At 37.3% G+C, this 22,283-nt stretch carries 21 protein-coding genes; 11 read left to right on the forward strand and 10 right to left on the reverse strand.

What is annotated here, in order from left to right:
- Nucleotides 1-117: 117 nt before the first annotated feature.
- The 5 genes from SOLCA_RS01305 (at nt 118) to SOLCA_RS01325 (ending at nt 5,237) form a co-directional block, all read left to right on the forward strand.
- Nucleotides 118-780, forward strand: a complete 663-nt coding sequence (locus SOLCA_RS01305; RefSeq protein ID WP_014678641.1) for an ABC transporter ATP-binding protein — start codon at nt 118-120, stop codon at nt 778-780.
- Between the two features lie 164 nt (nt 781-944).
- The gene (locus SOLCA_RS01310) at nt 945-2,369 is read left to right on the forward strand and encodes a TolC family protein (protein ID WP_014678642.1); all 1,425 of its coding nucleotides are present in this window, start codon (nt 945-947) and stop codon (nt 2,367-2,369) included.
- A 33-nt stretch (nt 2,370-2,402) separates the two neighbouring features.
- The gene (locus SOLCA_RS01315) at nt 2,403-3,761 is read left to right on the forward strand and encodes an efflux RND transporter periplasmic adaptor subunit (RefSeq protein WP_014678643.1); all 1,359 of its coding nucleotides are present in this window, start codon (nt 2,403-2,405) and stop codon (nt 3,759-3,761) included.
- Between the two features lie 175 nt (nt 3,762-3,936).
- On the forward strand, nt 3,937-4,947 hold the full coding sequence (locus tag SOLCA_RS01320) for an NAD(P)H-dependent glycerol-3-phosphate dehydrogenase (RefSeq protein ID WP_014678644.1): 1,011 nt from the start codon (nt 3,937-3,939) through the stop codon (nt 4,945-4,947).
- A 2-nt stretch (nt 4,948-4,949) separates the two neighbouring features.
- Entirely contained in the window at nt 4,950-5,237 is a 288-nt protein-coding gene (locus SOLCA_RS01325) for a DUF1294 domain-containing protein (RefSeq protein WP_014678645.1), read from the forward strand.
- Between the two features lie 14 nt (nt 5,238-5,251).
- On the opposite strand, the gene SOLCA_RS01330 is transcribed toward SOLCA_RS01325, so the two are convergent.
- From SOLCA_RS01330 to SOLCA_RS01340, 3 genes are all read right to left on the reverse strand, one after another.
- Complete coding sequence (locus tag SOLCA_RS01330; RefSeq protein ID WP_014678646.1) at nt 5,252-5,812, reverse strand: glycoside hydrolase family 19 protein; 561 nt, start codon at nt 5,810-5,812, stop codon at nt 5,252-5,254.
- 148 nt (nt 5,813-5,960) lie between these two features.
- Nucleotides 5,961-7,802, reverse strand: coding sequence for a DEAD/DEAH box helicase (locus SOLCA_RS01335; protein WP_014678647.1), 1,842 nt, complete (start codon nt 7,800-7,802; stop codon nt 5,961-5,963).
- Nucleotides 7,803-8,174: 372 nt separating this feature from the next.
- Complete coding sequence (locus SOLCA_RS01340; RefSeq protein WP_014678648.1) at nt 8,175-8,681, reverse strand: DUF4293 domain-containing protein; 507 nt, start codon at nt 8,679-8,681, stop codon at nt 8,175-8,177.
- 76 nt (nt 8,682-8,757) lie between these two features.
- Between SOLCA_RS01340 and SOLCA_RS01345 the strand changes: the two genes are divergently transcribed.
- From SOLCA_RS01345 to SOLCA_RS01355, 3 genes are all read left to right on the forward strand, one after another.
- Nucleotides 8,758-9,414, forward strand: a complete 657-nt coding sequence (locus SOLCA_RS01345) for a hypothetical protein (protein ID WP_014678649.1) — start codon at nt 8,758-8,760, stop codon at nt 9,412-9,414.
- A 19-nt stretch (nt 9,415-9,433) separates the two neighbouring features.
- Entirely contained in the window at nt 9,434-10,249 is an 816-nt protein-coding gene (truA, locus tag SOLCA_RS01350; protein WP_014678650.1) for a tRNA pseudouridine(38-40) synthase TruA, read from the forward strand.
- Nucleotides 10,250-10,395: 146 nt separating this feature from the next.
- Nucleotides 10,396-12,156, forward strand: coding sequence for an ABC transporter ATP-binding protein (locus tag SOLCA_RS01355; protein ID WP_014678651.1), 1,761 nt, complete (start codon nt 10,396-10,398; stop codon nt 12,154-12,156).
- An 83-nt stretch (nt 12,157-12,239) separates the two neighbouring features.
- Here the strand turns inward: SOLCA_RS01355 and SOLCA_RS01360 are convergent, their stop codons facing one another.
- Entirely contained in the window at nt 12,240-13,325 is a 1,086-nt protein-coding gene (locus SOLCA_RS01360; RefSeq protein ID WP_042479141.1) for a serine hydrolase domain-containing protein, read from the reverse strand.
- 202 nt (nt 13,326-13,527) lie between these two features.
- On the opposite strand from SOLCA_RS01360, the gene SOLCA_RS01365 reads away from it, so the two are divergent.
- The gene (locus SOLCA_RS01365) at nt 13,528-14,103 is read left to right on the forward strand and encodes a DUF1579 domain-containing protein (RefSeq protein ID WP_014678653.1); all 576 of its coding nucleotides are present in this window, start codon (nt 13,528-13,530) and stop codon (nt 14,101-14,103) included.
- Between the two features lie 47 nt (nt 14,104-14,150).
- On the opposite strand, the gene SOLCA_RS01370 is transcribed toward SOLCA_RS01365, so the two are convergent.
- From SOLCA_RS01370 to SOLCA_RS01385, 4 genes are all read right to left on the reverse strand, one after another.
- On the reverse strand, nt 14,151-14,891 hold the full coding sequence (locus tag SOLCA_RS01370) for a PLDc N-terminal domain-containing protein (protein ID WP_014678654.1): 741 nt from the start codon (nt 14,889-14,891) through the stop codon (nt 14,151-14,153).
- Between the two features lie 527 nt (nt 14,892-15,418).
- Nucleotides 15,419-16,405, reverse strand: coding sequence for an NAD-dependent epimerase/dehydratase family protein (locus SOLCA_RS01375; protein ID WP_014678656.1), 987 nt, complete (start codon nt 16,403-16,405; stop codon nt 15,419-15,421).
- Nucleotides 16,406-16,409: 4 nt separating this feature from the next.
- Nucleotides 16,410-17,207, reverse strand: a complete 798-nt coding sequence (locus SOLCA_RS01380; protein ID WP_014678657.1) for an SDR family NAD(P)-dependent oxidoreductase — start codon at nt 17,205-17,207, stop codon at nt 16,410-16,412.
- Between the two features lie 23 nt (nt 17,208-17,230).
- On the reverse strand, nt 17,231-17,833 hold the full coding sequence (locus SOLCA_RS01385; protein WP_014678658.1) for a DUF6134 family protein: 603 nt from the start codon (nt 17,831-17,833) through the stop codon (nt 17,231-17,233).
- Between the two features lie 320 nt (nt 17,834-18,153).
- Here SOLCA_RS01385 and sucD point away from each other — a divergent pair, with 320 nt between their 5' ends.
- Together sucD and fabG are read left to right on the forward strand one after the other, a co-directional pair.
- Entirely contained in the window at nt 18,154-19,038 is an 885-nt protein-coding gene (sucD, locus tag SOLCA_RS01390) for a succinate--CoA ligase subunit alpha (RefSeq protein ID WP_014678659.1), read from the forward strand.
- A gap of 139 nt (nt 19,039-19,177) precedes the next feature.
- A complete protein-coding gene (gene fabG / locus SOLCA_RS01395; RefSeq protein ID WP_014678660.1) occupies nt 19,178-19,924 on the forward strand; it encodes a 3-oxoacyl-[acyl-carrier-protein] reductase in 747 nt (248 codons plus the stop codon).
- A 352-nt stretch (nt 19,925-20,276) separates the two neighbouring features.
- Here the strand turns inward: fabG and SOLCA_RS01400 are convergent, their stop codons facing one another.
- Nucleotides 20,277-21,062 carry an alpha/beta hydrolase gene (locus tag SOLCA_RS01400; RefSeq protein WP_014678661.1) on the reverse strand — a complete coding sequence of 262 codons (786 nt, stop codon included), beginning with the start codon at nt 21,060-21,062 and terminating at the stop codon, nt 20,277-20,279.
- A gap of 17 nt (nt 21,063-21,079) precedes the next feature.
- Nucleotides 21,080-22,243, reverse strand: a complete 1,164-nt coding sequence (locus SOLCA_RS01405; RefSeq protein ID WP_014678662.1) for a BamA/TamA family outer membrane protein — start codon at nt 22,241-22,243, stop codon at nt 21,080-21,082.
- Nucleotides 22,244-22,283: the final 40 nt, after the last annotated feature.

The following is a 22,283-nucleotide window of genomic DNA, read 5'->3' on the forward strand; positions in this document are numbered from 1 at the left end:
AGCCACCGGCTAACAGAAAAAGAATAAGGTCGTAGCTGTTAGCCACTGGCTAACAGAATAATAGAAGCAATAGAAAAAATAATGTAGAAAAGGCTAAAAGCCAAAAGCCAAAAACATATGTTAAAGTTAAAAGATATTTCAAAGTGGTATGCTAACGGATCGTCAAAAGCGCACATATTACGTCATCTTGATTTAGAGATTAAAGAAGGAGAATTTGTTTCGATCATGGGGCCTTCCGGTTCAGGTAAATCAACCTTGCTGCACATTTTGGGAATGATAGATGATCCTTCAGAAGGGGAATACTTTTTTGATGAAGAGCCAGTACATAACATACGCGAAAAACAACGTTCAGAATTATATAAAAAACACATAGGTTTTGTGTTTCAAGCATATCACCTGATCGACGAACTTACGGTTTATGAAAATATTGAAACGCCGTTGTTGTATCATAAGGTGAGCTCAGGGGAACGAAAAGCGATGGTAGCAGATATCCTCGATCGCTTTCAGATAGTGGGTAAAAAAGACCTTTTCCCGGATCAGCTATCAGGAGGGCAGCAACAATTAGTAGGTATTGCAAGAGCAGTGATAACCAAACCTAAATTGATTTTAGCAGATGAACCAACCGGTAACTTAAATTCAAAGCAAGGCGAAGAAATTATGGATCTGTTTACACGTTTAAATAAAGAAGATGGAGTTACCATAGTACAAGTAACCCACTCCGAAAAAAACGCGTCATATGGGTCGAGAATAATTAATTTGCTGGACGGAAAAGTAATCTAAACCAGTTATCTCATTAACTTATTCGCATATAATTTAATTGTAAGTTGCGACGTTATTGTTTCGTGATTATTAGGCTGTAATAAAAAAATTACGGCCAGTTAATCGGATTTGAGTATTAATAAATAAAAATTGTAATAAATTCAGCCTCAAATAATTTTAATACCTTGAAAAAGTCAATTTTCCTTTTTATAACATCAGGCATTTTGTTGTTTAATGAAGCCAGAGCCCAAGAAAAATTTACACTTGAACAGTGTGTGAATTACGCTATGGAACATAATTTAACAATAAAGCAAGCTCGGTTTAGTCAGGCCATAACCGAGAAAGATTATTCTCAAACAAAATATTCTTTGCTACCTGAAATTAATGGTCAGATTTCTCAGAATTTTAATAAAGGTAGAACAACTGACCCGCAAACAGGTTTGATTGTGGATCAAAATATCAATACTTCAAATTTTGGAGTTGGAGCCAGCTGGGTATTATTTTCTGGTCTGCAAAAAGTAAATACCATTAAACAAATAAAATACAGTTTAATGGCAGAACAAAGTAATGTAGAGAAGGTAAGACAAGATGTTTCTTTGAATGTAGTATCTTCTTTTCTTAGTTCACTGTTCAACAAAGAACAAGTTATTAATCTTACAAATCAGCTACAGGTGAGTAATGAACAATTAAGTATTGCTCAAAAGAAAGCAGATGTAGGATCGATAACTGAAGCAGATTTTTTGCAGTTCAAGGCTCAGGTTTCCACTGATGAAACAAACTTAACAACAGCACAAAATCAGCTTGAAATTTCTATGTTAGAATTAAGGCAGCTTTTGAATATTGATCCTCAACGTACTTTTGATATTGAGCCTCCGACAGATATTAGCTTATTAGGTAATATCAAAACAGATTATAACGCAACGGATGTTTATAATGAAGCTTTAAAAATTAATCCTACTATTAAGTATGCGAATTATCAAAAACTATCTTATGAAAAATCGTTGCAAGTAACCAGAGGTAAATATTATCCTACTTTATCGATGGCGTATAACATAAACACGCTTTATGGTAATAACTATGAGCAACTGTTAAGTTCTACCCCAGGTGGATTAGCTCCAACTTCATTTGTGACACAATCAGGCGAAGCTGTATTTGCTCAAACGGTAGATCGTGAGTTTGGAACTACTCCGTTTAAAGACCAGTTTAAAAATAACAGGGGTAGCATGTTATCCTTTACCTTGCAAATTCCTATATTCAATGGGTTGCAGGTTAGAAACAGTACAAGCAAAGCAAAAATAAGCTATCAGAATGCCATTGCAACAGAAGAGCTAACTAAAAATACTTTAAATAAAACCATAGCTCAGGCAGTAGCAGACTTAAGGGCAGCTGAAAAGAAAAATGTTTCTGCTCAAAGCTCTTATGAGTCACTTAAAAAAGCTTATGAATACAGTCAAAAAAGATTTGACGTGGGACTGATCAATAGCTTAGATTTGAATATTGCTAAAACCAATTATAGTAAAGCGGAGTCTGAGGCTTTACAAGCAAAATATGATATGATCTTTAAAAGTAAGGTGATTGATTACTATTTAGGGAAGCCGCTAACATTATAAAATTACTATTGAACAGCATAAATAGAAACTTAAATGAAGAAGAAGAATAAAACGCTATGGTACTTATTAGGTGGTGTAGCTTTATTAGTAATAGTTGCATTTGTTGGCAAGAAGCAAGGCTGGATAGGAGGACAAAAAGAAACGGAAGTTTCTGTTGAGGCCACAGCTCGTCGTAGCATCATTGAAATGGTTTCGGCCAGCGGTAAAATTCAACCTGAAGTAGAGGTAAAATTAAGCCCTGAGGTTTCAGGTGAGTTAGTTGAGATCTATGTTAAGGAAGGCGACAGAGTAAAAAAAGGACAGCTTTTATGTAAAATCCGTCCTGATTTCTATGCTTCAGATTATAGTCGTTCAGAAGCAATGGTGAATGAAGTAAAAGCAAACTTAGCAAACAGTCAGGCTCAGTTAGCATCGTCAGAAGCAACTTTTAAAAATGCTGAAGCATCATTCAAAAGAAATCAACAACTATTTAAAGAAAAAGTAATCTCTCAATCGGAGTACGATGCTGCTTTGGCTCAATACGAGCAAGCCAGAGAAAGTGTATCTGCTGCAAAGCAAAGTGTACAAGCGTCTAAATACAGTGTAGCTTCTAACCAGGCTTCATTGCAACAGTCGGGCGTTAACCTTGCTAAAACAACGATTTACTCGCCAATTGATGGTATTGTATCGTTGTTAAGCGTTAAAAAAGGTGAGCGTGTTTTAGGTACAGCGCAAATGCAAGGTACAGAGATCATGCGTATAGCCGACTTAAAAAGCATGGAAGCTGTTGTTGACGTAAACGAAAACGATATTAACCGTATTTCACTTAATGATACAGCAGACGTTGAAGTAGATGCATTCCTTGGTAAAAAATTCAAAGGCTATGTAACTTCAATTGCAAATTCAGCAACTTCAGCAAGTGCAACCGCAACAACCGATCAGGTTACAAACTTCCAGGTAAAAGTTCACCTTATTCCTTCTTCGTATGAAGCTGCAATAAAAGAAGGTCAGGAATCTCCTTTCCGTCCGGGTTTGTCGGCTACAGTTGACGTGCATACTAATAAAGTGAATAAAGTGATTGCTGTTCCTATTCAGGCAGTAACCACTCGCGAACCTGAAAAAGATAAAGCTGAAAAAGACGGTAAGAAAGAGAATAAAGACGATAAAAAGAAAACAGATAAATCAGAGCCTGTAAAATCAATCGTATTCGTAATGCGTAACGGAGTTGCTCAAGCAGTAGCTGTTACAACCGGTATACAAGATGATTCATTCATCGAAATTAAATCAGGTTTAAAAGATGGAGATCAGGTAATTGTAGCTCCTTACTTAGCAATTTCTAAGAATCTTAAAGACGGTGATAAGGTGAAAAAAGTAGATCAAGAGAAACTTTTTTCTGCCGAAAAGAAAAAATAGTTTTTAACAATTGTTTTAAAATGGCCTAATTTAATGTAAAATTGGGCCATTTTAATTTTAGCATAAGCTTGTCCGGTTCATTTGTTTTCCGGTTAAAGCCTGGATGTTCCATAGCTATCTATCCTGAGCTAATTATAGATTCCTGTAATTACTGTGCTTGTTAAATCAATACACCATGTCATCAGAGGAAAAGAAAAATATTGTTGTTATCGGCGGAGGAAGTTGGGCTACCGCGATTGTGAAAATGTTGACAGATAATAGTCAAAAACACATAATTCATTGGTGGATGCGAAATGCTGAAGATATTGAGCATCTGAAAAAATACCGTCATAATCCACGTTACTTAAGCTCTGTTGAAATCAATGTTCTTCCTGAGAACCTCACCACTGATTTAAAAGGTACCATCACTAAATGTGATGTACTGATTCTGGCTGTTCCTGCTGCATTCCTAAAGAGTGCAATAGCTGAACTTTCAGAAGAAGATTTTAAAAATAAGATCGTCGTTTCTGCAATTAAAGGGTTTGAGCCATCTGATAACCTGATTATAGGTGAGTTCTTAAATACTCGTTATAATGTGTCATTTAACAACATTGCGGTAATAACCGGACCTTGCCATGCCGAAGAAGTGGCGCTTGAAAAACTTTCTTATCTGACCATTGCATCGCAAAACACTGCTGTTGCTGAGTTTATTGCAGGTGCATTGAATAATAGATATATTAAAACCACCGTTTCGGATGATATTTATGGAACCGAATACGCTGCAGTTCTTAAAAATATTTTTGCTGTTGCAAGTGGTATCTGTCATGGCTTAGGCTATGGAGATAACTTTCAGGCTGTGTTGATCTCAAACGGGTTACAAGAGATTAAACGTTTTGTTGATGCCGTTCACCCGATCGATCGTGATATTAAAGATTCGGCCTACTTAGGGGATTTGCTGGTTACAGCTTACTCCCAGTTTAGCCGTAACAGAACCTTTGGAAATATGATTGGTAAAGGCTATTCTGTTAAATCTGCTCAGCTGGAGATGAATATGATTGCCGAAGGATACTATGCTGCGAAATGCTTGCATGAGATCAACAGAACGTATAAAGTATACATGCCTATTAGTCGTGCTGTTTACGCCATACTTTATGAAAATATATCGCCAAGCATGGAGATTAGGCTCTTAACGGAAAAATTAAGCTAATAATGCTTAAAGAGTTTTCTTTTTCAGGTATTGGTCTGGTACTTATTGCTTATTTCGTATTTATCAATCTACTGTTAATGTTATTAATGGGAATTGATAAATATAAGGCTAAACATCATAAATGGAGGATACCAGAGTCAACATTGTTGGCAGCTGGTTTGGCCGGAGGGGGAATTGGTGGTTTGTTAGGAATGTTTCTGTTTCGTCATAAAACAAAGAAATTGGTGTTTTATATTGTTTATGCCTTAGGTATAGTGGTACTATATTTTACCGGCTATAAACTGGCATAAATTGATCTGACAGACTAAGGGATAATACCTAAAGCCGCATAAAACTTCCTTCCATAGTCAGCAATAAGGTTGGCTTTGTCTGTTCCGTTAATGATTCTGCGTGCGTTTACCCAATCTTCTTTTGTGCCATTAAAATAATCACTTAGTTTTTTTCCGGTAAACATTCCCCGGTTCATTCCAACAAATAAAATAGGGGTGGCATATTCGTCCTGAAGTGCCAATTCGGGTTTATGGTAAAGATCTATATCGAGTAAATCTCCCATTTTTTTATAGTTGTAATCCCACGTGAGTTGAACATAACCCCTGCCGTAATAGGATTTACCGGTTTGAGGGTCTGTAGCTCCGTATTTTCGACCTTTTCCCTTGCCATACTCCTCAATCGCTTTAAATTTTTTGTCTGTTTCGTGATAGGTGGTGGCAAGCATATAAGCTAACCATCGAGCATCTTTATAGGTAACGGGGTCAGCTTCCCAAACGTTAATAAAATTGGTCAGTGTTTTTTGCTGTTGGGAATTTATCGTTCCGTTAAACAAGCGGGTTTTAGTTTCCTCAAAGAAGAACTTTCGATTAATCATCCGGAGATTAGATTGATGTATTTCTAATATACTTAATTACAATGAACTAATCAATGGTGTGTAATAGTTTGAGGGGATAGATTAAAACAAAAAAACTCCGGGATTGTGCCCGGAGTTTGGTATAATTTGGATGGTATTTAACAAAAAACTACCAACGACCTCTTTTGTCGTCGCTACCACTGTTAGAAGGTTTGCGCTCACGGTTACCTCCGTAGCCACCGCGTCCGCCTCTGTCGCCACGATCATTGCGATCACGGTCTCCACCACGTTCACGATTTCCATTGAAACCTCCACGACGCTCACCACCTTCGCGGTTGCCGCTAAATGAGCGACCACCACCAAAACCTGAACGGCGCTCTTCACGTTTACGATCTCCATCTTGTGAGATTTCGATACGAACCTGACGACCGTTGAAGTCTTTTTGTTTAAAGCCTTCAAATACTTTATCAACGATTTCCGATTCAACCTCGAAGAATGAATAAACACCTTTAACGTCGATACGGCCAATTTTGCTTCCGCTTACGTGTGCATTATCACAAACATAGCGTAACATATCGCCACGAGTGAAGTCGTCTAATGAACCTAAGTTTACAAATAAACGAGTGAATTTACCACCGCTACGCATAGTATTACGATCACCACGCTCACGACTTTCACGCTCGTCTGCTCTTGCATTTAAATCAGGTGCATTTTTGTAGTAGTCAAGGAAACGATTGAATTCTAATGAAGCAAAACGTTTGATGATATCTTCTTTGCTTACATCAGCAAATTCAGCGTTGATGCGTTCTAAGTATTGATCGATCTGCTCATTCACTTGTACATTGTGAACTTTGTGGATCAATGCAAATAATTGTTTTTCACAAACATCAAATCCGCTAGGGATATCACATTTAGTAAATTTCTTTTTGATAATGCGTTCAATCTGACGAATCTTACCCATTTCTTTGCTATTGATAATAGCCATAGAAACTCCGGTTTTACCGGCACGCGCAGTACGACCACTTCTGTGAGTGTAGCTTTCCACATCATCAGGTAATGAGTAGTTAATAACGTGTGTTACGTCGTTAACGTCAATACCACGTGCAGCAACGTCAGTAGCAATCAATAACTGTAATGAACGATCTCTGTAGCGTTTCATTACTTTGTCACGTTGTTGCTGAGATAAGTCGCCGTGTAAAGCATCTGCATTATATCCATCACGGATCAATGCTTCAGCAATTTCCTGAGTTTCAATTTTGGTACGACAGAAAACGATACCAAAGATCTCAGGGTTAAAGTCTACTAAGCGTTTGAACGCTGCGTATTTATCACGAGCTTTTGCAATATAATATTCGTGTTCAATGTTTGAGTTACCTTCGTTACGGTTACCAACAGTAAGTTCAAACGGATCAGTCATGTAGTTTTGAGAGATACGACGAACTTCGTTAGGCATGGTTGCTGAAAATAACCAAGTGTTTTTAGTATCAGGAGTGTGAGAAAGAATAGCGTTGATGTCTTCCTGGAAGCCCATATTCAACATTTCATCAGCCTCGTCTAATACAGAGATACGTACATTATCAAAATTGATAACGTTACGGTTGATAATATCCAGCATACGGCCTGGTGTAGCCACAATAATGTGAGCACCACGCTTTAGGTCACGCATTTGGTTAATAATGCTGGCACCGCCATAAACGGCAACAACACTAACCTGACCTAAGTATTTACTGAAGTTTACTAAGTCGTTAGTAATTTGTAAGCATAACTCGCGAGTAGGGCACAGCACTAATGCCTGAGGCTGACGTAGACCAAGGTCGATAAGCTCTAGCATTGGTAAACCAAATGCTGCAGTTTTACCGGTACCAGTTTGCGCCAAACCAACAAAGTCGCGGTTGCCTTTCAAAAGTTCAGGGATTGCCTGTTCCTGGATAGGAGTAGGAGCTTCAAATCCCAGCTCAGAAATAGCTTGGACAGTTTTTGGGCCAATGCCCAATTGTTCAAATAAATTCATTCGAGTTTTTTTAAGTTTTAACCGGATGGTTAACAGGAGGGTAGCTCGGGATTTAAAAAGGGAATGATCGCCAGATCAAAATACCTCTACCATTTCCGATAACAATCGGGTGTGTAAAATCAGCCGCAAAGGTAAACTTTAAAAATGACAAAATGAAATTTGGTTTGCTTATAGTTGGCTGAAAGTCAGGTTTTAACCATTTTTGATTGATGTTTTACCACTCGCAACGCTATTGAAAACAGTGTTTTAACATGTTTTTACGCAGAAAAAATGCGCCATAACACTAAATGTCGTGGCGCATTAAATTTCTTTTTAAAAAAGTATAAAACGAATGAAAATTGATGAAAGATTATTCGGTTATCTGGTCAGTTACTACCTCAATCTATCCGCTGATTTGATAAGATTATCATCTTTTCGGATCGATTTTATGGCAAGTATCAGGCAGATAATGATAACGGAAAATAAATATGCACCAATTTTAGCACTCCAGTCAGAAACCTGTCCAACACTTTCGGGTTGAGCTTTAAGCATCATGAACACAGAAAGGCCAATAGCCAAAAATGCATTTAACCAACAAAGATTGATCTGTAGTTTCCTGTTTTTAAACGTAAAGATCGCTGCTAAAGCTAATCCAGCTACTAAAACAGTTAATATTAAGCCAGGTGTATAGGCCTCTACCTTGTTAGGGCCCGCCATTGACATTACATATTTTCCTAAAGCTCTTATTTCTACCAGTTCTTTAATGCTTCCCTGACCAATATTGTCTAGATCGACAAAGCTTACAACTGGAACAAAAAATAAAGCTGAAGCAGCTAAGAAGGCGACAGCTAAGTAGATTGATTGAATGCGTTGAATCATGCGCCAAATATAGTTAGTCAATTGTTTATAGTCAATGGCAGATAGTTTTCCTTAAAAAGTATAATACTATCTTTGGAGCAAAAATGTACATCCGTTTATGAAACTTATGAGTTTTATTTTGAGCACTGTCTTAATGTTATTTTGTGGGCAGCTAATGGCTCAGGATTATATAATTGATAAAGATTCAGTAAAGCATTTTGGTGAGTTAAAAAGAAGACTTCCGCGAGTAATTAAAATACATCTTACAGTAGAAAAGAGCAATAAATGGTTTGATGCGACAGAAATAATAGGCTATTATGACTCTTCAAATGGCTTGTATCATACTGCAGCAAAAGTTCAAAATGAGGATTACGCTGTTTTTTTACCATTTTCAGAGTTGGATAGTAATATTGAAAATTCTGTTGAACATAGCGATGGGAGTTATAATTGGATATCTTATGGTAAGATAAATTATTATGAGGTAATTGCTTATGGTATTCCTATGACGGCTAATGGTATGACTACAGGACGCAGCACGCAAAAAGATATTTATCTTGGAAATGAAAAGATTGGTATAAATCGTATGCCTGTTGGTTTTCTTGGGGAAAGGCTTGAGACTCGGAAACTCTTGATTAAATATTTCGGAGATAATACTTCAATAGTTACCAAGATCAATACAGACAAAATAAAGAATACTGCTGATGGAATTAAGGAGTTAGTGCAAGAATACATTAATGACAAGCTTGGAAAGACTGACAAAGTGGTAATTAAATAGAAGAATTAAAACCTGTGATATGGATGAGGGACAACAAAAACACAGATATTTCATAGAGCTTGCATACAAAGGCACTAATTTTCATGGTTGGCAAGTTCAACCCAATGCAATTAGTGTGCAGGAAGTATTGAATAAAGCATTATCGACCGTTTTACGTGAACCAATTGAAACATTAGGTTGTGGTAGAACTGATACCGGCGTACACGCCACTAATTTTTTTGCTCATTTCGATACTTCAATAGCAATAGTAGTTGACCATTTAGCTAAGGAAAAACCGGAATTGGCAATGGGTGAATTCCGATTGGTAAAGGCAGTGAATGCATTAATTGGATATGAAGTAGCCGTAAAAAGATTTATCGCTGTAAAACAGGATGCCCATGCCCGTTTTGATGCAACAAGCCGTTCTTATGAGTATCATGTCGTTTTTGAAAAAGACCCGTTTAAAAGAGAGTTCTCCCATCATGTTACCAATAAACCTGATGTTGCTGCAATGAACGAAGCGGCAAAAGTCATCATGACTTATACCGACTTTAGCTGTTTCAGTAAAAGTAATACCCAAACGTTTACCAATAACTGCAAGATAACTCGGGCAGAATGGGTTGAACAGGCAAATGGATTAGTTTTTCACATTACAGCCGATCGTTTTCTACGCAATATGGTACGGGCAATTGTAGGAACGCTCTTGGAAGTAGGAAAAGGTACCCTTTCCATCGATGGAATTAGAAAAGTGATCGAAAGTAAAAATCGCTCAAAAGCAGGTGAATCAGTGCCTGCAGCGGGATTGTTTTTGACCGAGATAACCTATCCCGAAGAAACTTTAAAGTCTAAAAGCTAATCGCTAGGAGCCAATGACTGAAATAACTTAAAACAATACAAAAGGAACAATTGTAATTATTAGACTACAGTTTTGATAATGTAGTGGAGTCTGAATATTTTTAACTTCTGTCAACAACTGCTTCAATTCATAAAATAAATAGATAGATGGCCGTAACAGGTAATGCACTTGATTTAAAACTAACACGCAGAGTATTTAATTATGCCAAACCTTATAGGGGGATTTTTTATTGGGCTGTAATACTCACCATTGCGTTGGCAATTGTAGCTCCGTTGCGTCCTTACCTGGTTGAATATACAGTAGACCATTATATCTTATTTAATGATATGAATGGTCTATTAAAAATGACAGGGATTATGATTGGTTTGCTACTACTGCAGACTGTCATTCAGTATAATCATACCTTTTGTACAAATTGGTTGGGGCAATCGGTAATTAAAGACATACGAAAAGACATCTTCGATCATATTACTAATTTAAGACTCAAATATTTTGACAATACACCTATTGGTACATTGATTACCCGTACTGTTTCAGACCTTGAAACTATTGCCGATGTTTTTTCTGAAGGTATTATCTCCATAGTAGGCGATATTTTGCAGATTGTAACCATTATAGCATTTATGTTATACACTGATGTGAAACTGACATTAGTTGTATTAGCTCCTATGCCATTGTTAATAATGGCCACTTATATTTTCAAGGAAGCGATCAAATCTGCATTTCAGGAAGTACGTCAGCAGGTAACCAGGTTAAATACGTTTTTGCAAGAGCATATAACCGGAATGTCGGTAACCCAATTGTTTAGCCGTGAAGATCAGGAATTCAATAAATTTAAGCAGATCAACAGGGCTCACAGGCGTGCACATATTCGTTCAAACTGGTATTATTCCATCTTTTTTCCGGTAGTGGAGTTGATCTCAGCAATGTCTATTGGTTTATTGGTTTGGTGGGGTTCCAGAGAAATTATTGGTGATAAAATATCACCGGGCGTTGTGGTATCATTTATTATGTATATCAACATGCTTTACCGCCCGATCAGAGAGCTGGCAGATAAATTTAACACCTTGCAAATGGGTATGGTGAGTGCCGAACGTGTGTTTAAGGTAATTGATACGGATGAAATTACTCCAAACAACGGAACTCTTCAGCCAGCTGTTATTAAAGGCGACGTTGAATTTAATAATGTTTGGTTTGCCTATAATGATGAACAGTGGGTATTAAAAGATATTTCATTTAAGATAAAACCGGGTGAAACACTGGCATTAGTAGGAGCAACCGGAGCAGGAAAATCTTCAACCATAAATATTTTAAATCGTTTTTATGAAATAGGGAAAGGGTCAGTGAAGCTGGATGGTGTAGATATTCGTGCTTACGATTTGCATTATCTTCGTTCGTGCATCGCAACTGTTTTGCAAGATGTGTTTTTGTTTTCGGATACAATCTATAATAACATCAGCCTTAATAATAGTAAGATCACGAAAGAGGAAATAGAAGAGGCCGCACGCGAGGTGGGTGCCGAAGAGTTTATTAAACGTCTGCCCGGAGGATTTGAATATAATGTAATGGAGCGTGGCGCAACTTTGTCGGTTGGACAAGCGCAGCTAATATCATTTATCAGGGCATTAGTTTATAACCCTAAGATTTTAGTGTTGGATGAAGCCACGTCATCTGTTGATACAGAAACAGAAGAACTGATCCAAAATGCCATATTGAAATTAATGCAAGGACGCACCACAATCGTAATTGCTCACCGTCTCTCTACGATTCAGAATGCCGACAAAATTATTGTGTTGGATAAAGGGGAGATCAAAGAAATGGGTAATCACCAGGAACTGCTTCGTCTGAACGGTTATTATAAGCGATTGTATGACCTTCAATTTAATTCCGCAGGTATCAAAGTATAGAAACTAAAAAGGAGCTTCGATCCAGTTGAAGCTCCTTTTTAGTTATAGCGAAATTGATTAACAATTTACGAGCCGGTAACTGATTAATACTTTATAGCAAGTTTAAGCTTAGCCCAAAGTTGTTCATCAAAAGATGATGGTCCGAGTACAGCAGTGCCCGTATCATCACCCTGTCTTACCACTACCAAATCGAGACTTGGGATTACATAGATTTTTTTATCTCCTTTGCCTAAGGCTGCATACATATCAGCTGGGGCACTAGGTGTTAAGGGACCTGAAAAACTGGTTTGTAAAGTAGGCACCATAAATGATGATTTACCATTTAACCACCATAAATAGCCATAAGATGGATTGTAGTTATTGGAAGTATGGATCATGTCGGCAAAAAACTGTTGATCAGTCATTAGTGTTTTCTCGCCCCATTTTCCTTTGTTAAGCATGAGAATTCCAAAGCGTGCCATATCCCGGGTATTAAGCCAAAGAATATGGTTGATCCATGTATAATTCTTCATTCCTATTTGATCGGCTAATCTGGTTTTAGTGAAGTTGCTGATTGTGGAGTTGGATGCTTTGGCTATAACATCATGCAACAAATGATAGGGAGCATTGTGATAAGCCCATCGAGTTCCGGCATCAGCTTTATAAATCAGGCAAGAAGGGTCGGTGCAATCTACATCAACTACATTGTCGTCTAAACCGGTTGTCATGATGAGCTGATGTTTTAGTGTAATCAGTTCTTCTTTTGCTATTGGCAGACTCGACCAGCCATTTCCTAAGTAATGAGCGGTTTTGTCATTAATCTTTAGCAAACCTTCTTGCTGTGCAATTCCTACAAGATAAGCAGTAACACTTTTTCCAGCAGAAGCAATATAATATTTCGTGTTTTTATTCCAGTTGTTCCAGTAGTTTTCAGAAACAATACGGCCCTTATGCAGAATGATAAGGCCATACGTGTTTTTACTTTGTGCAAAGGTTATCGCTTCGTTAAGCTTTGCTTCATCCCAGCCTAATGACGCAGCTGTTTCAGTTTCCCAATCATCACTATTTAGCGGCGGGAAGTAAAATGAGCTATTATTAGTGTTAGGCGTTGGTTCTGTATGGTTATCAGAGTTTGAGCAGGAAATCAGGAGGACGGAAATTAAACAAACGAAAGTAGACTTTTGAATCATGTGTAAAGAATTGACTTTTTTGACTAGCGCAATATAAAAACGTTTAACAGCAACCAACCTATTCTTTAAGATGAAAATGATAATGATAATGAATAAACTAACAATGATTTATGTGATGCTATGTAATTAATTGATAATCAATATAAATAGACTATTTACTGTTACTTTTTTTGTATATTTAAGCTAACCAACCTTAAATAATATGAAAAAGTATGCTCTATTATTCACAGTTATTTTCTTACTAACAATCTGTTGTAAGGTACAGGCTCAGGCAAATAATGATGCACAAATGCAGGCCTGGAAAGCTTACATGACTCCCGGAGATATTCACAAAATGATGGCTAAAGATGTAGGTAAATGGAAAGCCGAAGTGACTTCATGGATGGCTCCTGATGCACCTCCAACTAAAAGCACTGCAGAATGCGTTGATAAGATGATTTTGGGTGGACGTTACCTACATCAAACTTTTACAGGAAACTTTATGGGACAGCCATTTGAAGGAATTGGAACGATAGGTTATGATAACGCAAAGAAAATGTTTGTAAGTTCATGGGTCGATAATTTTGGTACGGGCATGATGTACATGGAAGGCCCTTGGGACGACGCAACCAAATCAATCACCTTTAAAGGTAAATGTGTAGATCCGATGTCGGGAAATGATATGGAATGCCGTCAGGTAATGAAATTTATTGATGACAAAACCCAAATGATGGAAATGTACATGACCCAAGGTGGTAAGGAAATGAAAACGATGGAAATCACATTCACTAAGCAATAAAATAAAACAGCCCATCTTGTTTCGAAAACATGATGGGCTGTTTTATTTTATGCGGTTACTTTAAGTTGCTCTTTTACCAGGTTAAACCACTTACGGTTCATTCTTCTTTCTTGAGCACTTAAATGGGTTTCTTCTTCAGTGATTTCTTCAAAAAGAAGTCGTGCTTCTTCGATCTTTTCGTTTCTTTCAAGAAATAATCCATACTGATAACGATGTTCGTAATAGGAAAAGCTGCCGTTCATCATTTTGAATTCTTTGTCTGCTTTGGCAATATCTCCAGTTTGTTCCAATGCAAGTGCATAAATCATGTGCTCTCTTGAACGGGCAAATTTTAGTTGATTATAGATTTTTCTTGCTATTGTTACAATGTCGGAAAAGCGCTCTTTCTCATAATAAGCATTAATCAATTTCGAAAGTACATGCTCATTTTCGGTAAAAGCTCCGGTTAAACTTTGTTCATATATCGTTATGGCCTCATCGGTCCTGCCTAATTCCAGGTAAGCATCAGCTAATGTAATTTTATTATTAAATGTATTGGAGAATTTGAGCCTGTCTTCCAGTTTTCTGATTTTTCCTGAAGGATTAATGGTCGATGAAATTCCAGACTGTACTCCTTGCAGTTGATTCCGGTTAATCATTTCTGTGAAAATATAAACCAGACAACCTACAAGAGGAAGAAATACAATTAGCCATATCCACTTTTGTTGATTTCCTTTGCGAATACAATGAAATGCACAAATAGCTTGTAACCAGATAATTAGATAGTAATAATTCTCAAATAAAAACATTTTTTCGGCAGATAGATTTTTCTTTAATGGAGGTCAAAGATAAAATTCTTATTGAAAGATAATAGACTACCTGTTTTCATTTGAGGAGTTAATTTAATAGACCCGTTGTGCGATTTGATTCACATATGTGAATTTAAAGGATAAGTTATCATATAAGCCAAAATCGCCTCGTACAGTTCGGAAGAGATGATTTAAATACTTGCACTAACCTTCGGAGAACTGTACGCAGCGACGGCATTTTTTGCTTACTTTTTTTTGCTGAAGAAAAACATGCGCAGCATTCTTGAATACCTTTAAAATAAAACACTGCATGAAAAAAGTGAGTCCCGCTGAAAGCGGCGGGAGAAAATAATTCATCAAACTGTGTTTATTGCACTATTAGGCTTTTTTTGAGGTATTTTAAATCGCACAACGTATTTCAATAGCTTATCAAAGCTAAATAAGCCAATCCATTTCTTTTTAAAGAACTGCTCAACTTGTTTGCGTTTAATTTTTCGAGAGAGTATTAATAGCAGTATCAGCATGGTTTAACAGTATTTATTTGTTTTGAACCAATCGATTGCACTTTTTACGGCACTTTTTGTTGAAGAGTAGTGAATACCTAACTCTCTTTCCGACTTCTGTCCGGAATAATAGTTGGAAAGGCAGAGCATATACGCAGCTGAATAAGTTAACTTGTAAGATTTTCCTGTAAGTGTGTGTAGTATTGAACCTATTAGACCTGCTGTTTTCAAAAAGAAGGAAGGTATTTTGATCATGAAGGTCTTTTGGTCGGCAACCTCATTTAATAACTTGAAAAAGGAACGGTAACTTAAGTTTTCTCCAGCTATTAAATAACAATCACCTATTGACCCAACGATTAATGCGTTTGCAATACTGGCACATACATCCTGGATATGGACAAAATTCTTTCCTCCGGAAGGATAGAAAATAAGGCGTTTGTTTAATCCATGAAAAATTATTTTTCCTGAACTTGGTTTACTGTCGTGAGGACCGATCATGAAAGTAGGATTGATGATTATTGCAGAGAGTTTGCGTCGTTCAACTTGTTCAGAGACATATTGCTGTGCTATGTATTTAGTGTTGATATAACCGGAGTTGAGATGCAACAAAGAAAATGAATTCAGCTCATTACCCGGTTTGTCTATAGAACCTGGTCCTAATGTGTTAGCTGTACTCACATGGATCAACCGTTTAACATTGTGCAGTAAACATGCTTCAACAACGTTTTTTGTTCCGGTTATATTAATTCTTTCATACTCTTCAAAAGTTACTCCCCATTGTTGGGTTATAGATGCTGTATGAATAACATAGGAGCAATCACTAACAGCCATTAACACATCGTGAAGATTTCCAATATCACCATAAAACATGTCACAGTTAATATCATTTAAAATATCAGTGGCGGCCATTGGACGCATCATCAATTTTATTTTGTATCCTCTGTTAAAAAGCTCCCTGGCTACGTTGGAACCCAAAAAACCATTGCCTCCGGTTATTAATACTTTTTCCATATCCTTAAAATGATAGTTCAACTTCTTTTCTCACTTCTCTTGATACAATTTTTAGCTTGGTTTCTAAAGGCAGCATTTTCATTAGATTATAACTTATAGAATTCCATAAGCCCGGAATAATAACTGCATGACCATTTAGTGTTTTATTGAGTGCTATTCTGGCGATTTCTTGTGTAGGTAATAAGCCCAATCTCGCCATAAAGCCTTGTTTCATTATCCTTCCCGAAACGTTTGAATTGGTCATAATGGGACCTGGGTAAACTACACTGACCGACAACCCTGAGCCCTGTAGTTCTTCACGCAGACCTAAAGAAAAAGATGATACAAAGGCTTTTGAGGCCGGGTAAACAGTTTTATAGGCAATAGGTGTAAAAGCTGCCATGCTTGAGATGTTCATGATGTAACTTTTATTGTGCTTGATCAGGTGAGGAAGTAAGCGACGGGTGATAAAGGTCATGCTTCGAATGTTCAGTTGTATAATATTATCCAGTGCTTCAAACGATGACTCACTTATCGATACTGTGCCACCTATTCCGGCGTTGTTAATCAGAAAACTTATCTCAAAGTTTTCTAATATAAAATCCAGTTTTTCAGCCAGAATTGTTTTGTTGGTAAGATCAAATTCAAATACATGAACCTCAATGTCAAACTCAATCCTGATATGTTTGGCCAAGGAATATGCATTGCTACCGGGTAGAGCAATAAGGATAATGTTGAATCCTTTAGCTGCACATTGCAAAGCCAGTTCTTTACCAAGTCCGGAACTTCCGCCAGTTATTAAAACATAATTAGTTGTTTTCATGATACGTACAGATTATATGAAGATCAGCTTATCAGCTGCAGATGAATAGTGTAAAGGGTATGATGAATTTCTACTTTATAACAAATACCATTTTTATAATAATAGTAATTGAAGTTCCCATCCGGGAGTTCAAGCTTGTAAAGGTGTGTGTCTGTTTGTTTAATTCGCAAAAGCTGTTGGAAACTATCGGAATAAATCAATTGGTTATCTTTAGGTTCTTTGTAGTACAGTAGTGTGATATTGTAGTCGATTGGGTCACATTTAATCGTTCCATTTTTCTCTTTTGAAAACGTCATATAACCATAATCAGTGGCTTTAGTTTGTTTGTTAGTTTTTTCTTTTCCGTTTACAGTTTTCAATGATGATGAATAGAGCAGTTTCCCATTTTTAAACATCGATTCCTCTTCCAGATTTATCTTTATTTTCATGAGCATTTGCAGTTGCGCACAAGAAACCAGTTTTAGGTAGGTGTTGTCACCATCTTGCTTCTGAAAGCAGCTCATATTGCCAATATTGTCGCCTTTAAAGAGCACCTTATACTTTAACAATTGTTCCTGAGCCCAAATAGAGGGGATGAATAAAAACAATGAGACTGCAGTTGATATATGTTTTATAAAGGATATCATAGTTGTACATCAGGGTTTTAATCCGTTGATATACTTAAGACAATGAAGGTTTATTTTACCCCTATACGGGATAGGAAAAAAAGAAATTAACCCTATAGCAAAGAGTTGTAGTTTAATTGGTTAAAAAGAGGGTTGTTAGGATGCAAAAACCTATGCTGCTAATTCTGAAACTTCTTTTTCAATTTATTAAAATAAACTTAGCTTTGCACCACAACTTTAAACCCATAATTAATTCGCTTTCAACCGAGATTGGATTTATGGGTTTTTATGGCCTTTTAAATAATCGACTTAAATAATCGACATTCATAAATAAGCATAAAATGAGCGTACTAGTTAATAAAAACTCAAAAGTTATCGTTCAGGGATTCACAGGAAGCGAAGGTACTTTCCACGCTTCTCAAATGATTGAATACGGAACAAACGTAGTGGGTGGTGTAACTCCGGGCAAAGGTGGCCAGCATCATCTTGAATTACCAGTATTTAATACTGTGGCTGATGCGGTAAAAGAAACCGGAGCTGATGTGTCGATCATTTTCGTTCCGCCTGCATTTGCTGCTGACGCTATCATGGAAGCTGCTGCTGCTGGCATCAAAGTAATTATTTGTATCACTGAAGGTATTCCTACCAAAGATATGATCCAGGTAAAAGAATACTTAACAGATAAAGACTGCCGTTTAATCGGTCCTAACTGTCCTGGTGTTATGACTGCAGGCGAGGCTAAAGTTGGTATTATGCCAGGCTTTATCTTCACTCCTGGTCGTGTTGGTATTGTTTCTAAATCAGGAACTTTAACTTACGAAGCGGTTGATCAAATTACTAAACAAAATTTAGGTCAGTCAACAGCGATCGGTATTGGTGGAGACCCAATCATTGGTACTACTACCAAAGAAGCTGTTGAATTATTAATGAACGACCCTGAAACTGACGGTATCATCATGATTGGTGAGATTGGTGGTGGTATGGAAGCTGAAGCTGCACGTTGGATCAAAGAATACGGTACTAAACCTGTTGTTGGTTTCATCGCAGGACAAACAGCTCCTCCGGGACGTCGTATGGGCCACGCCGGTGCTATTGTTGGTGGCGCTGACGATACTGCTGCTGCAAAAATGAAAATTATGCGTGAGTGCGGTATCCGCGTAGTAGAATCTCCTGCTGAAATTGGCGAAGCTATGGCAGAAGAGTTGAAGAAGGCCGGAAAAATCTAAGATTAGCTATCAGATATGCGATGTGAGATATGAGACACATCGCATATCTTTTTTATTATAAGGGTTTTGATTTATTTGATTTCTCATTTTCTACTTTCGATCTGATCTCATATCTCAAATCTCATATCTCAAATCTAACATGAAACTTCTTGAAGGAAAAGTAGCCCTGATCACTGGTGCATCTAAAGGAATCGGTCGTAAGATCGCTGAATTATATGCAAAGAATGGTGCGCAAGTGGCTTTCACTTATTTATCATCTGTTGAAAAAGGACAGGCTTTAGAGCAAGAATTACAACAGTTCGGTACTAAGGTTAAAGGTTACCGCTCGGATGCTTCTGATTATGCTGCTGCTGAGCAACTAATCAATGATATTGTAGCTGAATTTGGTAAAATCGATATCGTAGTTAATAACGCCGGTATTACTAAAGATGGCTTATTGATGCGTATGACTGAAGAGCAATGGGATGAGGTTTTACGTGTTAACTTAAAGTCAATCTTTAACGTTACTAAAGCTGCATCAAAACCAATGATGAAACAGCGTTATGGTGTGTTTGTAAACATGAGCTCTATTGTTGGTTTACAGGGTAACGCCGGACAAGCAAACTATGCTGCCTCTAAAGCTGGTATTATTGGTTTTACCAAATCAATTGCTAAGGAATTAGGTTCGCGTAATATTCGTGCAAACGTAGTTTGTCCAGGTTTTATTAAAACTGAAATGACCGAAGTATTGCCTGCTGAGCAAGTAGCAAAATGGTCAGAGTCGATCCCATTAAAACGTATGGGCGAAACTGAAGACGTTGCCAATTTAGCTGTTTTCTTAGGTTCAGAAATGAGTGCTTATATCACCGGACAGTCAATTGCTGTTTGTGGTGGTATGGAGTCGTAATATTTTTTAGTCCATGGACCATAGACCATAGTCCATGGACTTTTCTTTCTACAATTGTTAGTTCAAGGCTCATGGAACTGTTTTTTCTACAGCATCTCTTGAAAATCAACTCTTGTTGATCATTCTTTCAATATACTTTCTTATAACTTATTAACTATTACAACCTGTAAATCCATAACAGGATTATCCTAAAACCTGTAAACTTTTTTTAGGACGATACAGAAAGTAATCCATGGTCTATGGTCTATGGACTATTTTTCTACAGCATCTCTTTAGAAAAACTCATCATCTATTAGAAAGTATTCCATGTACTCAGAACTAAAGACTAAGGACTAAAGACTAAAAACTGCCCCTACATCTTTCCTTTAAAAAACTCAAACTGCTGTTTAATTGATTTCTTCCAATACTCGCGGTTGTGATTTCCAGGCTGGGTAACATAAGTGGCTTTTATTTTTAAAGAATCACATTTTGCACGAAGCTGATTGTTGGCCTGATAAAAGAAATCTTCCGTTCCACAATCAAAGTAAATAGGCTTATCGGTGCCTTTCAGTTTTTCAATTTTGGTGGTTATAGAAGCCTCCTGCCAGGTAGGCAATGCGGTTTGAAATCCGCCCAATAATTTGCTGATGCCAAACTTATCACCCGAAGCAGGCAGGTAAACGCCTCCACTTGTACTTCCCGCACTTTTAAATACCTCAGGATGTTCAAGGAAAATATTTAATGCTCCGAAACCACCCATACTTAATCCGGAGATGAATACATTGTCATTATCAATTCGGTAAGAAGATTTTACTTTAGGGAGAAGGGTTTCATAAAAAAAATCAACAAACTGGTTGTTGGGTTTTAAAGGAGAGTTAAGATACCAGCAGTCGTAAAAACCATCCGGACAAACAATCATCATGTTATACTCGTCGGCATATTTTTGTGCATCCATGATGTTATTCCACTGATTATAATTTCCCGACCAACCATGGAGCAGGAATATAACCGGTACCCTTGAAACGTAATCATAATGCTTAGGCTTAAATATTAATACAGTATCGGTGCCAGGAATTTTAGGCGATTTTAGCAATAACCTGTCCTGAGCATAAGAAGTAAGTGCAACAAAAAGGAATAGGAATAGAATTACTTTTTTCATGGGCTAAAAGTAATGAATTATTTCAACCATGAACTTCCAAAGACAATGTAATAAGCCCATTTTTCAGGTCCTCTAGCTATATCAATACCCATTCTTAATCCAAATTTTCTGGCCATCAAATACCTGAATCCTGTTCCAAAGCTATACGCCCAAGTGGCGTCTCCAAAATCACTCCAGCTATTAAAGGCTTTTCCTGTGCCGCCGAATGCCATTAAACTCCACCTTTTTTGAAAATCCCAGCGTAACTCAGCTTCGGTTAAAATGTCTCCTTTACCTTGGTAACGATTCGCCGGAATACCACGCATATCAATGTAGGGAAGTAAATAAAATGGCGTATTGCCGAATGCTTGTTGACCATCAAGACGAAGACCGCCAATGAGATTGGAACCCATAGTCTTATACGCATAAATGAAATAATTAATGCGCCCATAACTATAATCACTCCCAATGATTTCATCCGACCAATAAGTGTCTATGTGGGCTTTAAATCCCTTGTTTGGAGTGAAAATATTATCACGGTTATCAAATTCAAATACAGGACCAATGGAAGAAACAGTACTTGTAATGTCGTCCGGATTTACAAAATCAGGCAATGGTCCTGCATACTTTACTTTCGTATAAAGGAATAAGTACTGTAATCCTGCATTCCAATGGGGGTTTCTGAATTGCTTTAGTGCATAACCGTAAAAAGGAATGGTTTTAAAGTTAAATTCAAAGGTTTGTTCTCCTATGTTGGGAATGTTTCGGTAATAATCCATGTTCACATTAGCATACCCTCCAACCAGTCTATATTTTATTCGCTTCTTTTTCCATGTTCCCGATCTTGCCAGAATAGCCCCCCAGGTATTATTAAGCGTATAAAAAATAGCACCTCCTGTAATATCTGGCGGAACCGGAGTAATTCTTTTCTTGCCTCCAATAGAATCGATATAAGGAGTTTTAGGTGAAAGAAAAACCGGGGCAATAGCCAAACCAAAATTACCGAGTGATGGTTCGGTAATGATGTATGGAACAGGAATAAATCCGTGTGCGTCTATAAGCCAGTCACTTACATCGAAAGCGTGGTCAAGCGAATCCCGAAATGATAGTCTCTTTTTCTGGCTGAAACAAGCATCAGGTTTAGATAGAATGAAAGAAAATAGGAAAAATGTAATTATAAAAGAAGAGAGCGATAATTTCATAGAATACGCAGATTTTAAGTGGGGTTCTTTTGGCTTAACT

The organism is Solitalea canadensis DSM 3403, from assembly GCF_000242635.2.
GTDB lineage: Bacteria > Bacteroidota > Bacteroidia > Sphingobacteriales > Sphingobacteriaceae > Solitalea > Solitalea canadensis.